The sequence below is a fragment of the Kordia jejudonensis genome, assembly GCF_001005315.1.
GTDB lineage: Bacteria > Bacteroidota > Bacteroidia > Flavobacteriales > Flavobacteriaceae > Kordia > Kordia jejudonensis.
Window position 1 is genome coordinate 160856 of the sequence record NZ_LBMG01000004.1, and the last position, 17893, is coordinate 178748.

Genomic DNA, 17893 nt, shown 5'->3' on the forward strand with positions numbered 1-17893 from the left:
ATTATTTTCTTCGTGATTCGTTTACGGCAAATTCAACTTTTACATTGGTTGTTATTGTTTTTTCAGAACCGTCATCCATACGAATTCTGAGTGTGGCAGTATCTTCAAAATTGCCTGAAACGGTTCTTCGTTTTTTAACAATTCCTTCGTTCCAATTGCTCACATTTGTAATATTTGTAGTGGTACAACCAGTAAAATCGCCATCAATACGTTTGTAACTTTTACTATTGTTGAGGTCAATAAAGTTGATGCTTCCACAACCTTGCATACTTTCTTTCGGTTGATGCGTTCCTTTGGAAGCTTCGCCCATGAAATACCGATTGATGTAATGAATTTGAAAACCGTCTGCCGTCATCAATTTTGAAGCATTTACATTGCATGCGCCTTCAAAAAATTCAATGTTTGCCTGACTTGCAAAGTTTCCCTTTTCAGGATAAAATGTGTGTGTTCCTTTTAACGGGCCATCACTAAATGTTACCGTAATGAAATGTTTTTTGTTAGTGGTAAAACAGAATGCAGTTAGAATGCATATGCATAAGAATAGTTTTTTCATGAGTTTGTTTTTACATTGATGTATAGGCGTTCGCGTCTATTTTTACATTTATATTTGTATCTAGTTTGACAACTTTTATGGAACTTTTTTCATTGTTACTTTCAAACCGTAATTCCATCACAAAACCTTCAAATGGACCGTTTTCTTTCATGCCTAAAATTGGTATAAACTTTCCTTGGATTGGAAAATTTTTGGTTACCCAAGCGTGTACTTTTCCACCTTCATTTTCATAGAAATATTCGTAACAGGTATACCCAAGAATCGTTTTCGTTTTTCCTGTTTTGACCAGCTCACTTTTTTGTGGCACTTTTGAGGTATAATCAATAGTTCCCATTTCTTCTTTAGAAACTTTTTTCTTGATTTTCATGCCAGGCATATTCATAAACATGGTGCTTGAATTTGGCGTAATAACAGCGTACACTTCTCCGCTTGAAGCATCTTGTTCAGTGTTCAATTTCATGCAAATGATGTTTGAATTTTTCTTGTCAAATAGAAAATCGAGCTGAGCTTTTTCGTTTCCTTCAGCTTCTATTTCAATGGTAATACTTTGATTAAAAGTGTATGAATTTGCAGTGTTTTCGGCATTTATAGCAGGTTTCTTTTTCTTGCCTAACATGTTGTCAAGCATTTTATCAGCTGCTTTTTCAGCTTCTTCCATCGCTTTTTGTTCTGCTTTGTTTTCTACTTTTTCCTGAATGCGTTTTAAGAGTTGCGCATGGCTTATTTGACACGCAAAAAATAGCATCACACACAAACTGATTTTAAAAATTGGTTTCATTGTTATTAGGTTTCATTTCCTCTTTATATATTTACGAAGGAAAAGGTTAACACGTCAGTGAAATAAAATTTTAAATCGTAGTGTTAACCTTTCGTTTTGAGTTCAGACTAAATGGAAAAGCAACACGTAGATTTACAAACCCGATTGCGCAGTGATGATAAAAAGGCGCTAGAAGAAGTGTATCTCAATTACAAAGAAGCTTTTGTGAGTTACGGACTGCGTTTTCGTTTGGATCGTGAAGATTTGATTGATGTGTATCAAGATAGTGTGATTGCGATGTATCAGAATTTCATTCAAAAACAAACACAGTTGGACGACAGTAGTTTAAAAACCTATTTGTTTAGTATTGGGAAACATAAAATTTACGATCGTTTAAGAGAACGAAAACAATTGGTTGGTGCCGTTGAACAGGAAGATGATTATGAAGAAATTGTGTTCACAGAAACCGTTTTATCTGAAGAACAACAACAGTTGCGAAAGTATTTTGGGCATTTGGGCGAAAGTTGCCAGCATATTTTACGTTTGTTCTATTATCGTGGTTTGAGTATTAAAGAAATTGTGTCGCAAACGCACTATAAAGATGAAAATACAGTAAAGAGTCATAAATCAAGGTGTTTGAAGAAATTGATAACACTGATTAAGAACGATTGACAGATGGATACAGACGAATTGATTCAAAAATACATACACGGAAGTTTAAGCGAAACCGAACAGCAACAGTTTGATACGTTGCTTGCTACGGATCCTGAGTTTGCAAACGCTGTGGCGGAATATGAAAACATTCATGCTGCTATCACTTCGCATGAAAAAGACGATTTAAAAGCACAATTACAACAGTTAGAAACTACTTCCGAAACGACAAATGCGGCTAAACCTTCTCGAAACTATAAACGTTTGGCAATTGCAATTGTATTGTTGTTATTTTTTGGTTTGCTTGGAAATTACATCATTCAACAAGCAAATACGAATGAAACATTGTATGCAACTTATTTTGAACCGTATCCGAATGCGTTGCAACCTGTAACTCGTGGGCCAAGTGATGGAAAACTTCTTACGGAAGCTACGAGAGCATATGAAGCTAAAAATTACGAAGAAGCGATTAAAACTTTCGATTTGATACAAGCAGGATTTGACAATCCGAATACAGAAATTTCATTTTACAAAGCGATGAGTTTGCTCAATTTAGGAAAAGAAAAAGAAGCTTTGGCTATTCTTCGCGAAATAAAACATCGTAAAACACGATTTACACCACAAATTTATTGGTATGGCGCGCTTATTCACATAAAACTTGATGAAAAAGAAAAGGCATTAAAAGCGTTGGAATATATGAAAACGATGAATTTTTCTTTTAAAATCAAGGAAAGAGACGCTTTATTGGCAAAATTACAATAGACTTTTTTTGTATTATTTTTTTTCGTAGCGAAGCGAAGTCGTAATTTATAAATACCGTTTTATTTCCTTTTTTTGAAACCCAATATTTTATAAATCACGATTACTATCGTTTTGTAATGGTTTGATTATGAGGTAGTTTTGATTCAATGTTTAACCACAAAATATACTATTATGAAAAAAAAGAATTTCAGAAGTTTATCGCTTAACAAAAAATCAATTTCAGTATTATCAACAGATGCAGCAAAAGGTGGATCATCAAGACCTCCAGTTGGACAATCAGTAGATCAGACTTGTACAGGTATGGCATCTTGCGGAAATTGTACAGTAGATTGTTCTACAAATCCTTATGAAAGTATCTTTTTGTGCAACATGGATAAATAATAACATTTGTATGTTGATAGGCTGTCTGAAAAGCTAAATTTTCGTCAAGCCGAACTTGATTCGGTTTCTCATCATCATTGAAAATCAGTGTTATGAGATTCTGAATTGAATTCAGAATGACGCTTATTTATACTTTTTAGACAGTCTTTTTTAGTTTTCAGGAAAGAGTTGTGCTATTTCCGAAAATACCTTGTACACCAAATGTGTTGGCAAACCTACAACATTAGCATACGAACCTTCAATACGTGCAACTTTTGTGTAGCCAATCCATTCTTGAATGCCGTATGCGCCAGCTTTGTCAAACGGTTTAAAATTATTTATGTAGTACCAAATTTCATCTTCGGTCATGTCTTCAAAAATCACTTTTGTAATTTCATGCACTACTTTTTGTGAAGTTGCGGTCGTAAAACAAACCGACGTAATGACTTCGTGACTTTTGCCTTTCATGGCGAAAATCATATCAAATGCTTCTTGTGCATCTTGTGGTTTTGCAAGTGAAACACCTTCATGCCAAACTACTGTATCTGAAGTCACTAATACTTCATTCGCTTTTAACTCATTTGTAAAAACTGAAGCTTTTAGTTTAGCTAAGTAATCTGAAATTTCATGATGTTGTAGCTGTTCAGGATAGACTTCTTCAACGGATTTTAAACGAATTTCAAAGTCCAACCCTAAGTCTTTAAAAAACTGTTGTCTTCTTGGCGAACCAGAAGCTAAAATGATATGGTATTTCTCAGAGAGTTTGTGTAGCATAATTTTTTAGGATAGTAAAGATGAGAATTTATCAAATCGGTCGAAATAATGAATAATGACGGTTGACAGAATTCCAAATAGCATAATTAATTTTAATAAAAGTGATATGATTTTATATTCTCGTTTGGTATCTGCTTGCCAAATTTTGATGATACAATAGAGTAGTGGTAATAGTATTGTGAGCAATACATACGCTGTTGTAATCGTTTTTCCTTGTAAATATTCGCTTATTATATACAGAATAAAAACAATCGTCAATCCTGCTAAAACAGCAACAATTTTGTTCACTCTATTTCTTCCCAAAACAATGGAAAGTGTGTTCATATTTGCATTATAATCGCCATTTACATCTTCGTTATCTTTTACAAGTTCACGCATGAGATTGATTAGAAAGGCAAAAATGGCGTAGATTTCAATGGCGATTAACGAAAAATCGTTGAAAAGATTAAAATGTTTTCCACGGACTGTATGTTCTTTGTTGAATGCAATTAAAATCAATAAACTACTTGCTACCAATATGGAAACTATCACATTTCCCAGAATAGGAATTTTTTTTATATGTGAACTGTACAAAAACAACAATCCTGCAATTGCTAGAAAAATCAATGAAATCCATGTACGATTGATCGCAAAACCAACATAGCTTCCGAGACCAATTCCCACGAAAGTGAAGATAAAGTAGAGTAGATAAGCGTTCTTTTTGGAAATATATGTATCAATAAACAATTTGTGAGGTTTGTTGATTCGATCGGTTTCTACATCAAAAATATCGTTGATAATATTTCCGCCAGCAGCAATCAAAATCGTAGCCAATACTACCAAGGAAAATAAACCTATTTTTATATAACAATCGTCAAAAGGAACAATCCAATAGTAAAAAAAGAGGAATTGCGTCAGCGCAATCATGACCAAGTTTGGAAAACGAATAAGTTGTAAAAACTTTGCCATGAATTTTTATAATTTAATCGTACTTAGCGTCAAAATTATCATCCCATTTTCCTTGTACTTTCATCACTTGACGAATCACATCTCTTGCTGCACCTTTTCCTCCATCAACATGTGAAATGTATTTGCAAATTTCTAAGACTTCATATGCGGCATCTTGTGGACATGTAGATAATCCGACACGTTTTAATACAGGAACATCTGGAATGTCATCGCCCATGTACAATACGTTTTCAAGCTTGATGTTTTTCTTCGCAATATATTCGTCTAATTGTTCTACTTTTTGATGCGCACCTAAGTAAATATCTGTAATTCCCAATCCTTGTAAGCGTTTGCGAACACCTTCATTGGTGCCACCAGAAATAATACAAACATTATACCCATTCATCACGGCAGTTTTCAGCGCATAACCGTCTTTGATATTCATGCGACGTAACATTTCGCCTGTAGAAGTGACTGTTACCGTTCCGTCGGTCAATACACCATCAACATCAAAAATAAAGGTGTCAATATGGTTTAAATATTCTTTGTAGCTTTTAGTGTCTTCCATAAGTTTTTGCAATTGATTGCGTGAGCAAGGTATATATTTCTTTGTGAATGTCTTTGTCTAATTTTTCTAAATGACTGTCAATTGTTTTCTGATCGCCGCGTTTTGCCGGACCAGTTTGTGCCATATACGGCGTTAGTGTGTTTATTTTCGCCGCGGTTTCCTGAATGAGTGGACTCAATATTTCAAAAGGAACATTGTTGCTTTCACAAATTTCATGTGCAATTCGGTATAAATGATTGCTAAAATTATTTACAAAAACGGCTGAAACATGCAAGGCTCGTCGTTGTTCCGAACTTATTTTATATGATGTAGTTCCGATAGCATCTGCTACTTTTTGCAAGATTTTAAAATCTGCTTTCTCTCCGCTTTCCAAACAGATAGGAATAGTAGAAAAATCGATCTGAATGCCTTTTGTAAACGTTTGCAACGGATAAAACACACCACGTCTATTCTTTTTGTGCAATTCATGCATGCTTACACTTCCAGACGTATGTACGACCAAACGATCTGTAAACGGTAATTTATTGGCAATACTTGGAATGGCATCATCTGTCACCGCAATAATGTAGATATCTGCTTCCGCAAGATGTTTTAAACTTGTGATTGTAGCTACATCTTTAAAGTACGATAACGCGCTTTTCGATCTGTTGTAGACTTGAATAACATCAAGCTTTTCAGCAGATTGAAACACGGTATACAAATGTTGCGCAATATTTCCAGCGCCTAAAATGACCATTTTTATCATGCCGCTAAAATAGTAACACTTTACGGTTTTTGAAACAAATTTTCCAAACATGATAAATATCATGAAAAATAATAAACGGTGTTTCGATATTTGTCAAGAACAAAAACCACAAAACGATGACTTTATATACAGAATATTACAACGAGTTTAAGAGCAAATACACTATGTACATTCCGCTAACAATTATTTTACAAAGTTGTATCGGAGGAATTGCTGCTATGTACATCCTTATGAACGGACTAGATACTATTTCTGGCTTGGTGCAATTATTTTTATGTGTCATATTTACATCGTTTTACAATGCAGCAATTTTAGCACAATTAAGAGAAAAATGGGTGTTCAATATGTTGATATTAAGCTTGTTGCTTAATGTGATGTTTATTGTTGTAAACTCAATTTAAAAAATAAAGCAGAAAATATAGGTTGAAGCATTTATATTTCTAACATTCTTACGTAAACACTAACACGCCAAGTTTTGTGAAACTCATTCACAGGGCTTGGTTCTTTTTTGTGTACATTAGGCTAGGCTAGGCTAAATTTTAAATGTTAAATGTTGAATGTTGAATGTTGAATGTTGAATGTGAAAGAATAATTTCAACTGAACAGAGAACAGAGAACAGAGAATAACGAATAACGAATAACGAAATTATAAATTATAAATGTTGAATTTTAAATGTACAAGTTAGTTTCAACTCAACAACTTAACAACTTAACAACTCAACAACTCAACAAAGAACAGAGAACAGAGAGTAAAGAATAACGAATAACGAATAACGAATTTTAAAATTATAAATGTTGAATTTTAAATGTACAAGTTAGTTTCAACTCAACAACTCAACAACTCAACAAAGAACAAAGAACAGAGAATAACGAATAACGAATTTTGAATTATAAATGTTAAATTTTAAATGTACGAGTTAGTTTCAACTCAACAACTCAACAACTCAACAACTCAACAAAGAACAAAGAACAGAGAATAACGAATAACGAATAACGAATTTTGAATTATAAATGTTAAATTTTAAATGTACAAGTTAGTTTCAACTAAACAACGAACAGAGAGCAACGAATAACGAAATTATAAATGTAAAAGTGTTCTTTCAATCAACAGATCCACAAACAAGCAAATTGACGAACTAACAATTAACCCAAAACCCATAAAATGAAAAACGACATTCAAAATAGAGCAGATGTACATTTGTTGGTGACTACGTTTTACGATCAAATTCGGAAAGATGCAGTACTTGGTCCAATTTTTAATGCTCGGATTACCCATTGGGACGCACATTTGGAGCATTTGACAGATTTTTGGGAAAGTAGTTTATTCTTCGTCAACAAATACAAAGGAAATCCGCTAGAAAAACACATTGAAGTCGATAAAGCTATCCAACATACAATCAATGAACAACATTTTGGCATTTGGCTTAACTATTGGATTCAAACCTTAGATGTCCTTTTTGAAGGCGAAAAAGTCAATATTGCAAAGAATAGAGCACGCAAAATGGGAACATTTATTTACGTGAAATTATTTGAAGCACGCACACTAAAATAATGCCTACTTAGAATATTCCTAAATAAGCGTAAATAGAATGTTAAATAGACATTAAATTATACAAAATGCCGTATTTTTGCATACTGAAATTTTGATCTAATCGATAACGCTACATAATGGGTAATTTCATCAAGAATATTCTCTTTTCTACACGATTAATGGCTGTCCTCTTTTTTGCATTCGCTTTGGCCATGGGAATAGGAACTTTTGTCGAAAGCGAACACGGAACAATAACAGCAAGAATTTGGATTTACAACGCATGGTGGTTTGAACTCATCATGTTGTTATTTATGGTAAATTTCTTTGGGAATATCTTTAAATATCGCTTGTATCGAAAAGAAAAATGGGCAACTTTATTGATTCATTTATCGTTCGTTTTTATCCTTCTTGGCGCATTCGTCACACGTTATATTAGCTATGAAGGTGTGATGCCAATTCGTGAAGGCGCTACTGAAAATACCTTTCTTTCCGAAAAAACATACATTACGGCTTTCGTAGATGGCGAAATTAATGGCGAACCCAAACGTAAAGTCCTTAAGGGCGATTATTTAATTTCTCATAAAGGAATTGCACCAGGTTCTTGGTTAAATGGCGGTTTTCCATGGGAAAATGATTTCAACGGACAAGATTTTACCATTGATTACAAAGGATATATTCAAGGCGCAGAAGAAGGAATTATAGCAGATGAAAACGGAATTGAATACCTTAAAATTGTAGAATCAGGTGGCGGAAATCGTCACAATCACTTTTTAGAATCAGGCAAAACGACCAGCATTCACAATATTTTGGTAGCGTTTAATAAGCCTGAAAAAGATACCATTAATCCCAACAAACCTATTATCAGTATTCGATCTACAGATGCTGGCTATACCATTCATAGTCCGTTTGAAGGCGATTACATGATTATGGCGATGCAACAAGGTGGAAAAGTTGTAAAAGATAGTTTGCAAACATTTCAATTGCGTTCGTTATACAATTTAGGTGGGTTGCAATTTGTAATTCCTGATCCTGCCATCAAAGGAAAAATAGGCGTTGTAGAAACTCCTGAAAAGCTAAAAGATCAGGCAGATGCTATCATTTTGGAAGTCACAACAAAAGGAGAAACAGAAGAAGTACGTTTGCTTGGTGGAAAAGGAACATTGAATCCTCCAGTAACGACTAAGATTGGCGGATTGGATTTCCACTTGTCATTTGGAGCCGATCGAATGCAACTTCCGTTTAGCATCAAATTGAACGATTTTATTGCGGAACGTTACCCTGGAACTGTAGGACAAGGCGGTTACAAATCGTTTAAAAGTAGAGTTTCTGTGGTAGATGACGAACCTTTTGATTACGACATTTATATGAATCACATTATGGATCACAAAGGATATCGTTTTTTCCAAGCGCAATTTGATAGAGATGAAAAAGGAACCATTCTTTCCGTAAGTCATGATTATTGGGGAACAAATATTACGTATTTAGGATACTTTTTACTGTATTTGGCATTAATGGTCATCATGTTTGATAAAAACACACGTTTTGGTGCTTTAAAGAAACAATTAGAAAAAATTAAGAAGAAGAAAACGACATTAACAGTTGTCGCATTACTGTTGTTTAGTTTCGGTGCGATTGCTCAAGAAAAGCCTGAAACTACGGAAAAAGTAATTCAGGAAAAAGTGATTGTTCAAGAAGATGGACATGAAGGACACAATCATGCGCCAGGCGAAGGACATGAGCATGAAGTTGTTACCAAAGAAATTACAGATACACAAATAGATTCTATCATTTCAGCCAACGCGGTTGCTAAAGAACATGCGGAAAAGTTTGGTCGTTTGATCATTCAGGATGATGATGGACGTATGAAACCTGCCAATACGTTTGCACAAGAATTGGTGCGTAAATTGAGCAAATCAAACACATATAATGATTTATCAGCGAATCAGGTTTTCTTATCCATGATTCAATATCCAAAACTTTGGTACAATGCAAATATTATTAGCGTAAAACGTCAAAAACACGACAGTATTCGAAAAATTATTGGGATTGAAAAATCGGATTATTACGCCAAACTTACAGATTTCTTTGATGAAAGAGGACAATATAAATTAGCGCCGTATTTAGAAGATGCGTATGCTTCAAACACACCAAATCAGTATCAAAAAGCGATTAAAGAATTCGATTTAAAACTTGGGTTATTAAACAGAGCAGTTTCAGGCGATATTTTAAAAATCTTTCCAATTCCAAATCACGAAAACAACAAATGGATTTCAGGGAGAAACTATTTGGACAATCCAGATCAAGGTATCAAAGATTCAGCGTATGCGAAGTATGTAAAAAATGCAATGCCTGTATACACCTTGATTTTAAACGCTTCTAACAAAAGTAAAGATTATAAAGAAGCTGACAGAATGCTGGAAAGTTTTCGTAAACGTCAGGAAGAATTTGGAAGTGATGTGCTTCCTTCTATGAATAAAATTGAAGCAGAAATTTCATATAACAAATACAACGTTTTTGAAAAGCTAATGATGTATTATTTATTGGTTGGCGCGTTGATGTTTTTCTCAATTATTTTCCAAATTTTCAAAAACAATAAATTCATTCGTCGAAAAATTACCGTCTATAAGTTTGCCATTATAGGACTTTTTGTGTTGCATACGTTAGGTTTGATAGCACGTTGGTATATTTCAGGTCATGCACCTTGGAGTGACGCCTACGAATCTATGATTTACGTCGCTTGGGCAACCATGTTATTTGGATTGTTATTTGGGCGAAAATCTGACTTAACCATTTCTTCAACAACTTTTGTAGTAGCTATGATTTTATGGGGCGCACACATGAATTGGCTCGATCCAAATATTGCCAACTTGCAACCTGTTTTAGACAGTTATTGGTTGTTAATTCACGTTGCAGTGATTGTTGCCAGTTACGGACCTTTTGCATTAGCGATGATTTTAGGAATCGTTTCGCTATTGCTGATACTTTTGACCACAAAAGAGAATAAAAAACGTATGGAACTCAACCTAAAAGAAATTACCATTATCAATGAAATGGCAATTACGATTGGTTTGGTCATGTTGACTATTGGTAACTTCCTTGGCGGAATGTGGGCAAATGAAAGCTGGGGACGTTATTGGGGCTGGGATCCAAAAGAAACTTGGGCATTAATTAGTATTATGGTGTATGCATTTGTATTGCATATGCGTTTGGTGCCAGGATTACGCGGAAGATGGTTTTTCAATTGGATGGCAATTGCAGCTTTTGGCTCTATATTATTTACCTATTTTGGTGTAAACTTCGTCTTAAGCGGATTGCACTCGTATGCAACTGGAGACGCCGTTTTAGGACCTAAATTTGTTATTGTAGCGACAACTGTATGGTTGATTTATGGAGGATTGACCTATTGGCGCTATCGAGTTCATTACAAAAAGTAATTCTTTATATATACGAATTCATAAGCGCGTTATTGTTAGTTTTTAGCTAGCAATTAACGCGCTTATTTCGTTTAATGTCAAACTTGTTTGAATCTTATCAATATTTACTAATGAGATGACCGAATGTGAATCATATGCTGCATATGATACAATATGATCTACATTTACTTGAAACTCTACATTATCGATATCTGTGATTTCTATAAATTGTGCCATGATTTATTTTTTGAAACAAAATAATAGAAACGCATCATATAATTCGCAGGATAAACACCCTTTTTTGCTTGCAACGATGTTGGAGATTTTGTGGAAAAAGTCAAGTCGTTCGTAAGAAAAATATGAACTTATTATTGTTCAAGGACTATTTTGTTTTAAGAAATATATACGTTTTCTTTTTTAAAAATTACCGTTGTATTTCTTGATTCAGCCAATATACACGATACATTGCTGTGTAGTCATCAGAGAGTTTTTCTGTCAAATATGTTTCAAACATATTATTTTTATTTTCTGTTTGCGGAAATAGTTTACCGTATTTCTTTTGTAACATCGGTCTGACTTTTTCACGCCATTTATGTACTAGTGTTTCTATGTTTTCGATGGTTGCAAACGTATATTCTTCTAAGTTTGTATTTGATATCGTATCCACCTGTACATTTGTCGGATGCAGGAAAATTGCTTTGCCACACAGATTAAACTGTACACCTTCTTTTCGCTCTTTTTTTAGATGTTTCAAAAGGTCAATGTCTTCACATTTGTCTTTGTATTGAGTAAAATTTAAAACAATTTTGTCTTTCGGAATTTCCTGCGCGCATAGATTTCCCGTCAAGGCGAAGAGGAAAAATATGAGAATTATCTTAATTAGCATAATTATGTGTTTCATTTTGTAAAGCATTAGTGATAGCGTTTTCCAAGTTTATTCTTTTTTGACAGTTAATACCTTTTGCATTTGATGTATTGTTTTGTACGTTTATTACCTTTACTATTAATTCACTAAAGAGTATTAATTTTTAATTACTTGACCAATAAACCTGATGCTTACTATAGTTTTGTGGACTTGTTTCTTCGATAATATAAATTTTCTCAAATGTATCTTTTTTAGAGAACATATCTTTCTTAAGGTGCTCTTGATAGAGATATGAATGTTTCACAAAATCAAGAGAATTAAAGGTTTGCAACGTAATTGTTGAACTATGATTATCTATTTTAATAAATCGTTCTTGACAAAAGAAAAAAGTTTTAGCATCTAACTTATTCATTTTTCCATTAAAATTCACTGTGGAGATGTCTTCCTTTTTATTGGATTTAGGTTTGACACAATCTATTGATTGTCCATCTTTAAAAAAGATGTAGATAACTTCTTCTTGTTGACCTGAACACTGCGTATGGATTAAAGAAAACAATAGAATCAATATTATTTTTATTCTGTACATATTTGATTGAGATTATTAGCTTTATAGTTATTAATTGTATTTGTAATATTCTATTTTTCATTATTCGGTTTAATTTTAAAGTTAGGATCTTTAAAATCTTAGTTAGCGGGAAAAACATTAAAATTCCCTAAAGACGACCATTGATTATTTTTATTTTTTTGAAAAACTTTTAGTAATACATTATGCGAACCTGATGTGATAACTATCGCATAGTTTTGATCCATAGAGAATAAAGGTTTGGAAATAGTTTGTTTGTAATATTCATATTGATTTTGTTCTTTTTCTGCCGATTTGTAACTGCGTAGTTTTGGGTTTTTGAAATTAATTTTCAAAAAGTCTATGGTATCAATTTGTATTAAATAATGCGAAATTTCTTTAGGATTAAATATTTTCTCTTTTAATAGAGGTGTTATTTCCTTTAACTTATTTATTTCTGATAATATCTTGTTTATATCTTCCATGTTTTCAAATTGTTTGAATACTACGCCATTTTCAGTGAGCTTCATCAAATATTCATCATGTAAATATTCTTCACCTACAAGGTTAATGATATCAGATTCATCAGTATTTTTCTGAGAATTACATCCTAAAATAAAAATTATTATCAATATTAAAATTACTTTTTTCATACAATATTAATTAGGAAAACAAGGTGAATTTGAGTTATTAATTACATTAGATTGTGGTTGAATCGTAATTGCGTTTGGAATACCATTTTCATCATAAAATTGATATGTGAAATCCATGTTTTTTAACTCAGCTAATCCACGATAATGTATTCTTTCTTGCTCAGCAAATATAAAAGTAGTTCCAAAAAGAGTTGTTTCTTCAAGCGAACCTGACCATACTAAATCTTTTAAATAACTGTCAAATAATTGTGGTGAATTTTCTTGATATCCCATATTCAAACCAACTGTTTTTAATGTATGTATCATATCATCAACAAAGATAGTCATATATTGATGGTCTAAAACTTGTAAAGTTCCAATAAGTCCTTGTGGATTATTATTAGCCTGATATTTCGTGTATGCTTGCACTAAAGCTTTATAATCAGGATTATTTATAGCATTAGTTACTAAGATATATTATTATTTTACTTTTGAGCTTTAAGAAATATGTAAGTTTTCCCTTTTAATAATCAACCATTTTCTATCGACTCTTTCTAGTACAATGATATCAGCAAAACCACTCAATTTTCCTCTACTCATGCCCATAATAACTACCGCTTTTGAATAATCGTCGTTGAAATGAATTGTTGAGAGATTGTATAAAATGTCAATTGAATTGAATATGTCTTTTTCCTCATTGATATAGCGAGTTGTATAGTTACCTTCCTTTTGAAGTTTTTGTAATTCAATAGTTAATATTTCCTCTTTTTGTCCAAATTTAATCTTGAAAGTCGTATCAATTTCACTTAGAATATCATTTATTTTAGCTGAATTTTCTAAACTAATAGGTTGCATGATTTGCTTTAATCCGACCGAAATTATTTTAGTTGAATTTCTTGTGATAGGATTGTCATAACTATCTGTAGTTTTTGGTGGTATAGGAATAGGTTTCGAGAATTTATCAATTAATGTACTAACAATTTCATGAGTATGTACAGTTGTTTCGTGTTGAACGGAATTGTCCTCATTCTCACATGAAGTCAAAGAAAGTATCATTACAAAAATGATAATAAATTTAGTTACAATTAACTGACGTGCTACCATTTACGATTGATTGATATTGATTATATTGTTGTTTTAATGTTGTAGTTAGTCGATTCTGAAAATCATATTCTTCTAACCCTTCCCATCCGTACCACATGTAATATTCTAATGGATGTGAATTACCGTCTATTTCTCTTACTGCTTTTGCAATAGGTATGACATATTTTTCAGCCATGTATGTATGCTGTGCTAATGTGACAGGATCATCTATATTATAATTTGGATCTTCGGCTAAGTCTTTATAATACTGATAGAGCTGTAACAATCTTGGTTTATTATTAGGATCTACACCATTCTGATGTTTACTTACAAATCTAAATATTTCTGCATGAATTGCTTCGTGTAGCAAAGTTGAGATTAATTCTAATGTTGGTTCTCCCAAATCTTCAATTATTATTTTGACAGTTCCATTAATATCCACTTGATTACCGTCAGTACACGCAACATCGGTATTTTGACAATTTCCAACAGTTAAAATTAATTTATATTTTGGATCATTAGTAAATTGATCTATTGTATTTTTATATAAGTTTCCGTTTGCGTTTTTTATTTTATTATATGCACATTCTGCTCTGGTTCCTACAAAACTTGGATCTAATATAACACTATTTTCTTTATCTAGTATACCACCATTTCTCACTAATTCAATAGCCTCATCAACAAACGCTTTACTTTCATCACATCCATTAGCTACAATAAAACTCTTTATATCATCTGCATACACGCTACCTTGTTGGCTTTGCAGCCAGTCAATATCACTTGCTGATAAAGGTAAGCTATTATCAAAACTTCCCAAAGCTCCATCATTTACACAATCAACAACTTCTTGCCAAGCAGGAACAAAAGGAACAGTAGGAATGGGTTCGTCAGGTGTATTTGGATCAACAGGTGTTGTAGCATTTCCACCATTGTCTGTTGGAGGAAATGGATCATTTGGATTTGTACTACTTGAACCTGTACTTGAACCGCCGCCGCTGACACATCCAGTAACAACCCAGCCACCATAACAAATTCTAAATGGTTGTTCGCCTGGAGAACCATAGCAAGTTTGTCCGTAAGAATGGTTATTTCCTGCTGTACAGTTAAAATAAACACAATCTACTTCATCGCTCCATGCAATGATTTCTTCACTTGGACTCCCACAAGGAGAGTTTTCAATTCCTGTTAAAAGTGCAGCATCATTTATATAAGTTACTGTTGCTCCATTAATATCAGGAATGCGTCCATCATCACTATCAATTAAAGGATGATAAATTAAAACTTGCATATAACGACCATCGTTAAAAACAGTCAGCATGTAATTTTCAAATCCATCCAATAGCGGTGTATTGCGTGTCATTGTAAAAATATAATTGGTAAAGTGATCGCCGTTTAATTGCATAAAACGATTCGTATTTACAGTAAATCCATACGTGTTGGATGTAACATCTTCAGGTAGAAATTGATTTCGCTGTTCAAATCGTTTTGTTAAAAATAAATCCAACTCTTTATTGGTTTGACGAATGGAATCGCCTTTTACCATATAACCAGTGACATTAAGCGTTTTTAATTGTGTTTCATGTTCAATAGTAAGTTCTTGCTCTTTTTCACAATTTGTAAAACTTATTGACAAAATAAGCGACAAGAGTAAAAGTTTGGAATAGTTTTTAAGTTTTCGTGTCATGAATAGCATCTAATGTTAGGGTAATTCATAGGATTTTCGAGAAATTTAGAATCAATATTCTTTTCTAAACAATTGAGATTCAAATGAATAATTTTTAACTGTTAGCTAAAATAGGAAACGTATTACCTTTATTTTTGAGGATTTCCGTAATGGAATGATTTTTTGGGTGATAGGTGTTGGATAATGGTATAAAAATTTTATTATTGTTCCAACCATTTGCGGAAATCTGACGTTGTAGAAGAACTCGTCATCGCTTTTTCTTTAATGCCCGAAAGTTGTATTAGTAAACGATTTTTAAAGTGACTTTCAATGTTTTCAATGTATTCTATATGTACAATCTGACTGCGATTGATCCGATAGAATTTTAACGGATTCAACATCTCGAAAATAGTAGATAAATTATGCGAAATCGGATATTTTTTGCCTGAATGATCTATCGCCATACAAAAATCCCCAGAAGCTTCTATCAAACTAATGTCGCTTACATTGAGCAACTGAATTCCTTTCGATTTTTTGATGACAAACCGTTTTTTATAATGAATTTCTTCCTGCTTCAATGCAGATTTTAATAAATCAATTGTTTGATTGTGAATAGGTTGGTAGCTTTCCGTTTTAAAGAACGATTGAAATTTTTGCAATGCTTGCTTTACATCATCTTGTGTATACGGTTTTAAAATATACGCGATTCCGTTGGTGCGAAATGCTTGAAATAAATACTCATCATGCGCCGAACAAAAGATAATTGGGCAATTGATGGTAACCGAATTAAACACATCAAAAGAAATACCATCTAACAACTGAATGTCAGACAAAATCACATCATACTTATTTTCAGTGAGCAACGTTTTTGCTTTTTCGTTAGAGCGTGCCCAATCATGTGTAATTTCTTCATTGAAATATACATTCAAATTTGCCAGCAGTTTTTCGTAAGCAGGAATTTCATCTTCCAAAATTAATATATACATGATGTTACAATTCGTTACTTAAATGAATAATTGGTATTTTGATGGTAAATGTATCTGAAGTATCAGAAATAATAGGTTTTTGATCTGATAATAATGTGTAGCGATATTCCAAGTTTTTTAAACCTGTTCCCAACGATTCCTGATTGGGTTTTATATTGCTTTTTGTGTTGGAAATTGTCAACCAATTTTTATCAATTATCAACGTTGCGGTAATTGTTTTTCCATGTTGCGCTCTGTTGTGTTTGGCAATATTTTCTAACAAGGTTTGAATAGCGCCCGTAGGAACAAACTTATCTTCTAAAGATACATTTTTGACGATTTCAAACTCATAATCGTTTCCAAAACGGGTTTTAATCAAAAACATATAATTCTCTGCAAAGTTCATTTCTTCGGTTAATTCCATCACTTCTGCATCTTTTGTCTGAATTAAATAGCGGTAAATTAAAGACAAACGATTAATATACTCTTTCGCCTTTTCTTTATTACTATCAATCAACGCGTCTAGCGTATTCAAGTTATTAAACAAAAAGTGTGGACTAATCTGCGAACGTAACAATTTTAGCTCGTTTTCCTTCTGTTTTTGTTTGATAGATGAAAATAAAATTTGTTCTTCATAGTATTTTTTAGCTAAAAATAATCCGAAAGGCAACCCAATACTTTCCGCAGTATTTGAAATATAATTTACAATTTCTTGTGCATTATATTTAATGTTGCTCAGTTCGCGTCCACTACTAACATACCCAATAACATCTTCCAAATAACCTGCAAGAACCATCAAAATAATTGCCCAAAAAGCAAAATGAAAATACTTTTTCTCATTAATGATATAACTAGGTAACAACCAATACAGAAAAATCAAAATCATTCCAACATCCAAGATGATAAAGGCTGGAATATCTAATAAATATTCCAGTAAATAATGATCATTTTTTGCATATTCGTAAATCGTCATCAATACAGATACACCGTAATAAATTACGAAAAGCATGTAATCAGATCTGTTCAGTTTTGTGTTCATAATGCGTTTTTAAAAATAGTTTAAATAACCTTTATGTGTACAT

The 17893-nt window shown here is 32.8% G+C and carries 21 protein-coding genes; 6 read left to right on the forward strand and 15 right to left on the reverse strand.

Annotated elements, in window-relative coordinates; all coding sequences use genetic code 11:
* Position 1: 1 nt before the first annotated feature.
* Together AA089_RS03435 and AA089_RS03440 are read right to left on the reverse strand one after the other, a co-directional pair.
* The gene (locus AA089_RS03435; protein WP_046755510.1) at positions 2-553 is read right to left on the reverse strand and encodes a hypothetical protein; all 552 of its coding nucleotides are present in this window, start codon (positions 551-553) and stop codon (positions 2-4) included.
* A 10-nt stretch (positions 554-563) separates the two neighbouring features.
* Positions 564-1331: a DUF4412 domain-containing protein gene (locus AA089_RS03440; RefSeq protein ID WP_046755511.1), complete on the reverse strand. Its 768-nt coding sequence runs from the start codon at positions 1329-1331 to the stop codon at positions 564-566.
* Positions 1332-1442: 111 nt separating this feature from the next.
* Here AA089_RS03440 and AA089_RS03445 point away from each other — a divergent pair, with 111 nt between their 5' ends.
* The 3 genes from AA089_RS03445 (at position 1443) to AA089_RS03455 (ending at position 3104) form a co-directional block, all read left to right on the forward strand.
* Complete coding sequence (locus AA089_RS03445) at positions 1443-1982, forward strand: RNA polymerase sigma factor (protein WP_046755512.1); 540 nt, start codon at positions 1443-1445, stop codon at positions 1980-1982.
* A 3-nt stretch (positions 1983-1985) separates the two neighbouring features.
* Positions 1986-2723: an anti-sigma factor gene (locus AA089_RS03450; RefSeq protein ID WP_046755513.1), complete on the forward strand. Its 738-nt coding sequence runs from the start codon at positions 1986-1988 to the stop codon at positions 2721-2723.
* Between the two features lie 171 nt (positions 2724-2894).
* Entirely contained in the window at positions 2895-3104 is a 210-nt protein-coding gene (locus AA089_RS03455; protein WP_046755514.1) for a hypothetical protein, read from the forward strand.
* Between the two features lie 150 nt (positions 3105-3254).
* Here the strand turns inward: AA089_RS03455 and AA089_RS03460 are convergent, their stop codons facing one another.
* From AA089_RS03460 to AA089_RS03475, 4 genes are read right to left on the reverse strand one after another with little or no spacing between them, the layout of a single operon-like run.
* Positions 3255-3857 carry a Maf family nucleotide pyrophosphatase gene (locus AA089_RS03460; RefSeq protein ID WP_046755515.1) on the reverse strand — a complete coding sequence of 201 codons (603 nt, stop codon included), beginning with the start codon at positions 3855-3857 and terminating at the stop codon, positions 3255-3257.
* A 6-nt stretch (positions 3858-3863) separates the two neighbouring features.
* Positions 3864-4805: a geranylgeranylglycerol-phosphate geranylgeranyltransferase gene (locus AA089_RS03465; protein ID WP_053002181.1), complete on the reverse strand. Its 942-nt coding sequence runs from the start codon at positions 4803-4805 to the stop codon at positions 3864-3866.
* A 13-nt stretch (positions 4806-4818) separates the two neighbouring features.
* Positions 4819-5352 (reverse strand): KdsC family phosphatase, encoded by a 534-nt coding sequence (locus tag AA089_RS03470; RefSeq protein WP_046755516.1) that lies wholly within the window; start codon positions 5350-5352, stop codon positions 4819-4821.
* A complete protein-coding gene (locus AA089_RS03475; protein ID WP_316936940.1) occupies positions 5339-6148 on the reverse strand; it encodes a Rossmann-like and DUF2520 domain-containing protein in 810 nt (269 codons plus the stop codon). Before AA089_RS03475 ends, AA089_RS03470 begins: the two co-directional genes overlap by 14 nt.
* A 65-nt stretch (positions 6149-6213) precedes the next feature.
* Here AA089_RS03475 and AA089_RS03480 point away from each other — a divergent pair, with 65 nt between their 5' ends.
* From AA089_RS03480 to ccsA, 3 genes are all read left to right on the forward strand, one after another.
* On the forward strand, positions 6214-6498 hold the full coding sequence (locus AA089_RS03480) for a hypothetical protein (RefSeq protein WP_046755517.1): 285 nt from the start codon (positions 6214-6216) through the stop codon (positions 6496-6498).
* Positions 6499-7259: 761 nt separating this feature from the next.
* Positions 7260-7649, forward strand: a complete 390-nt coding sequence (locus AA089_RS03485; RefSeq protein WP_046755518.1) for a group III truncated hemoglobin — start codon at positions 7260-7262, stop codon at positions 7647-7649.
* 116 nt (positions 7650-7765) lie between these two features.
* Entirely contained in the window at positions 7766-11062 is a 3297-nt protein-coding gene (gene ccsA / locus AA089_RS03490; protein ID WP_046755519.1) for a cytochrome c biogenesis protein CcsA, read from the forward strand.
* 42 nt (positions 11063-11104) lie between these two features.
* Here the strand turns inward: ccsA and AA089_RS24525 are convergent, their stop codons facing one another.
* From AA089_RS24525 to AA089_RS03530, 9 genes are all read right to left on the reverse strand, one after another.
* A complete protein-coding gene (locus AA089_RS24525; RefSeq protein ID WP_156168884.1) occupies positions 11105-11278 on the reverse strand; it encodes a hypothetical protein in 174 nt (57 codons plus the stop codon).
* A gap of 187 nt (positions 11279-11465) precedes the next feature.
* On the reverse strand, positions 11466-11927 hold the full coding sequence (locus AA089_RS03495; protein ID WP_156168885.1) for a hypothetical protein: 462 nt from the start codon (positions 11925-11927) through the stop codon (positions 11466-11468).
* Positions 11928-12069: 142 nt separating this feature from the next.
* Positions 12070-12492 carry a hypothetical protein gene (locus tag AA089_RS03500; protein WP_156168886.1) on the reverse strand — a complete coding sequence of 141 codons (423 nt, stop codon included), beginning with the start codon at positions 12490-12492 and terminating at the stop codon, positions 12070-12072.
* Positions 12493-12590: 98 nt separating this feature from the next.
* The gene (locus AA089_RS03505) at positions 12591-13121 is read right to left on the reverse strand and encodes a hypothetical protein (RefSeq protein WP_046755522.1); all 531 of its coding nucleotides are present in this window, start codon (positions 13119-13121) and stop codon (positions 12591-12593) included.
* Between the two features lie 6 nt (positions 13122-13127).
* A complete protein-coding gene (locus tag AA089_RS03510) occupies positions 13128-13529 on the reverse strand; it encodes a hypothetical protein (RefSeq protein ID WP_046755523.1) in 402 nt (133 codons plus the stop codon).
* A gap of 69 nt (positions 13530-13598) precedes the next feature.
* Entirely contained in the window at positions 13599-14156 is a 558-nt protein-coding gene (locus tag AA089_RS03515) for a hypothetical protein (RefSeq protein ID WP_156168887.1), read from the reverse strand.
* Positions 14157-14175: 19 nt separating this feature from the next.
* Positions 14176-15867, reverse strand: coding sequence for a hypothetical protein (locus AA089_RS03520; protein WP_046755525.1), 1692 nt, complete (start codon positions 15865-15867; stop codon positions 14176-14178).
* Between the two features lie 200 nt (positions 15868-16067).
* The gene (locus tag AA089_RS03525) at positions 16068-16832 is read right to left on the reverse strand and encodes a LytR/AlgR family response regulator transcription factor (RefSeq protein ID WP_046755526.1); all 765 of its coding nucleotides are present in this window, start codon (positions 16830-16832) and stop codon (positions 16068-16070) included.
* Positions 16833-16836: 4 nt separating this feature from the next.
* Positions 16837-17850, reverse strand: coding sequence for a sensor histidine kinase (locus AA089_RS03530; RefSeq protein WP_046755527.1), 1014 nt, complete (start codon positions 17848-17850; stop codon positions 16837-16839).
* Positions 17851-17893 lie beyond the last annotated feature (43 nt).

Bases quoted from the DNA above. Each gene is read 5' to 3' on its own strand.
- AA089_RS03450 (WP_046755513.1), top strand. From the start codon at position 1,986: ATGGATACAGACGAATTGATTCAAAAATACATACACGGAAGTTTAAGC.
- AA089_RS03470 (WP_046755516.1), bottom strand. From the start codon at position 5,352: ATGGAAGACACTAAAAGCTACAAAGAATATTTAAACCATATTGACACC.
- AA089_RS03530 (WP_046755527.1), bottom strand. From the start codon at position 17,850: ATGAACACAAAACTGAACAGATCTGATTACATGCTTTTCGTAATTTAT.
- AA089_RS03465 (WP_053002181.1), bottom strand. From the start codon at position 4,805: ATGGCAAAGTTTTTACAACTTATTCGTTTTCCAAACTTGGTCATGATT.
- ccsA (WP_046755519.1), top strand. From the start codon at position 7,766: ATGGGTAATTTCATCAAGAATATTCTCTTTTCTACACGATTAATGGCT.
- AA089_RS03435 (WP_046755510.1), bottom strand. From the start codon at position 553: ATGAAAAAACTATTCTTATGCATATGCATTCTAACTGCATTCTGTTTT.
- AA089_RS03455 (WP_046755514.1), top strand. From the start codon at position 2,895: ATGAAAAAAAAGAATTTCAGAAGTTTATCGCTTAACAAAAAATCAATT.
- AA089_RS03520 (WP_046755525.1), bottom strand. From the start codon at position 15,867: ATGACACGAAAACTTAAAAACTATTCCAAACTTTTACTCTTGTCGCTT.
- AA089_RS03525 (WP_046755526.1), bottom strand. From the start codon at position 16,832: ATGTATATATTAATTTTGGAAGATGAAATTCCTGCTTACGAAAAACTG.
- AA089_RS03515 (WP_156168887.1), bottom strand. From the start codon at position 14,156: ATGATACTTTCTTTGACTTCATGTGAGAATGAGGACAATTCCGTTCAA.
- AA089_RS03480 (WP_046755517.1), top strand. From the start codon at position 6,214: ATGACTTTATATACAGAATATTACAACGAGTTTAAGAGCAAATACACT.
- AA089_RS03460 (WP_046755515.1), bottom strand. From the start codon at position 3,857: ATGCTACACAAACTCTCTGAGAAATACCATATCATTTTAGCTTCTGGT.
- AA089_RS24525 (WP_156168884.1), bottom strand. From the start codon at position 11,278: ATGGCACAATTTATAGAAATCACAGATATCGATAATGTAGAGTTTCAA.
- AA089_RS03505 (WP_046755522.1), bottom strand. From the start codon at position 13,121: ATGAAAAAAGTAATTTTAATATTGATAATAATTTTTATTTTAGGATGT.
- AA089_RS03445 (WP_046755512.1), top strand. From the start codon at position 1,443: ATGGAAAAGCAACACGTAGATTTACAAACCCGATTGCGCAGTGATGAT.
- AA089_RS03475 (WP_316936940.1), bottom strand. From the start codon at position 6,148: ATGTTTGGAAAATTTGTTTCAAAAACCGTAAAGTGTTACTATTTTAGC.
- AA089_RS03500 (WP_156168886.1), bottom strand. From the start codon at position 12,492: ATGTACAGAATAAAAATAATATTGATTCTATTGTTTTCTTTAATCCAT.
- AA089_RS03440 (WP_046755511.1), bottom strand. From the start codon at position 1,331: ATGAAACCAATTTTTAAAATCAGTTTGTGTGTGATGCTATTTTTTGCG.
- AA089_RS03485 (WP_046755518.1), top strand. From the start codon at position 7,260: ATGAAAAACGACATTCAAAATAGAGCAGATGTACATTTGTTGGTGACT.
- AA089_RS03495 (WP_156168885.1), bottom strand. From the start codon at position 11,927: ATGCTAATTAAGATAATTCTCATATTTTTCCTCTTCGCCTTGACGGGA.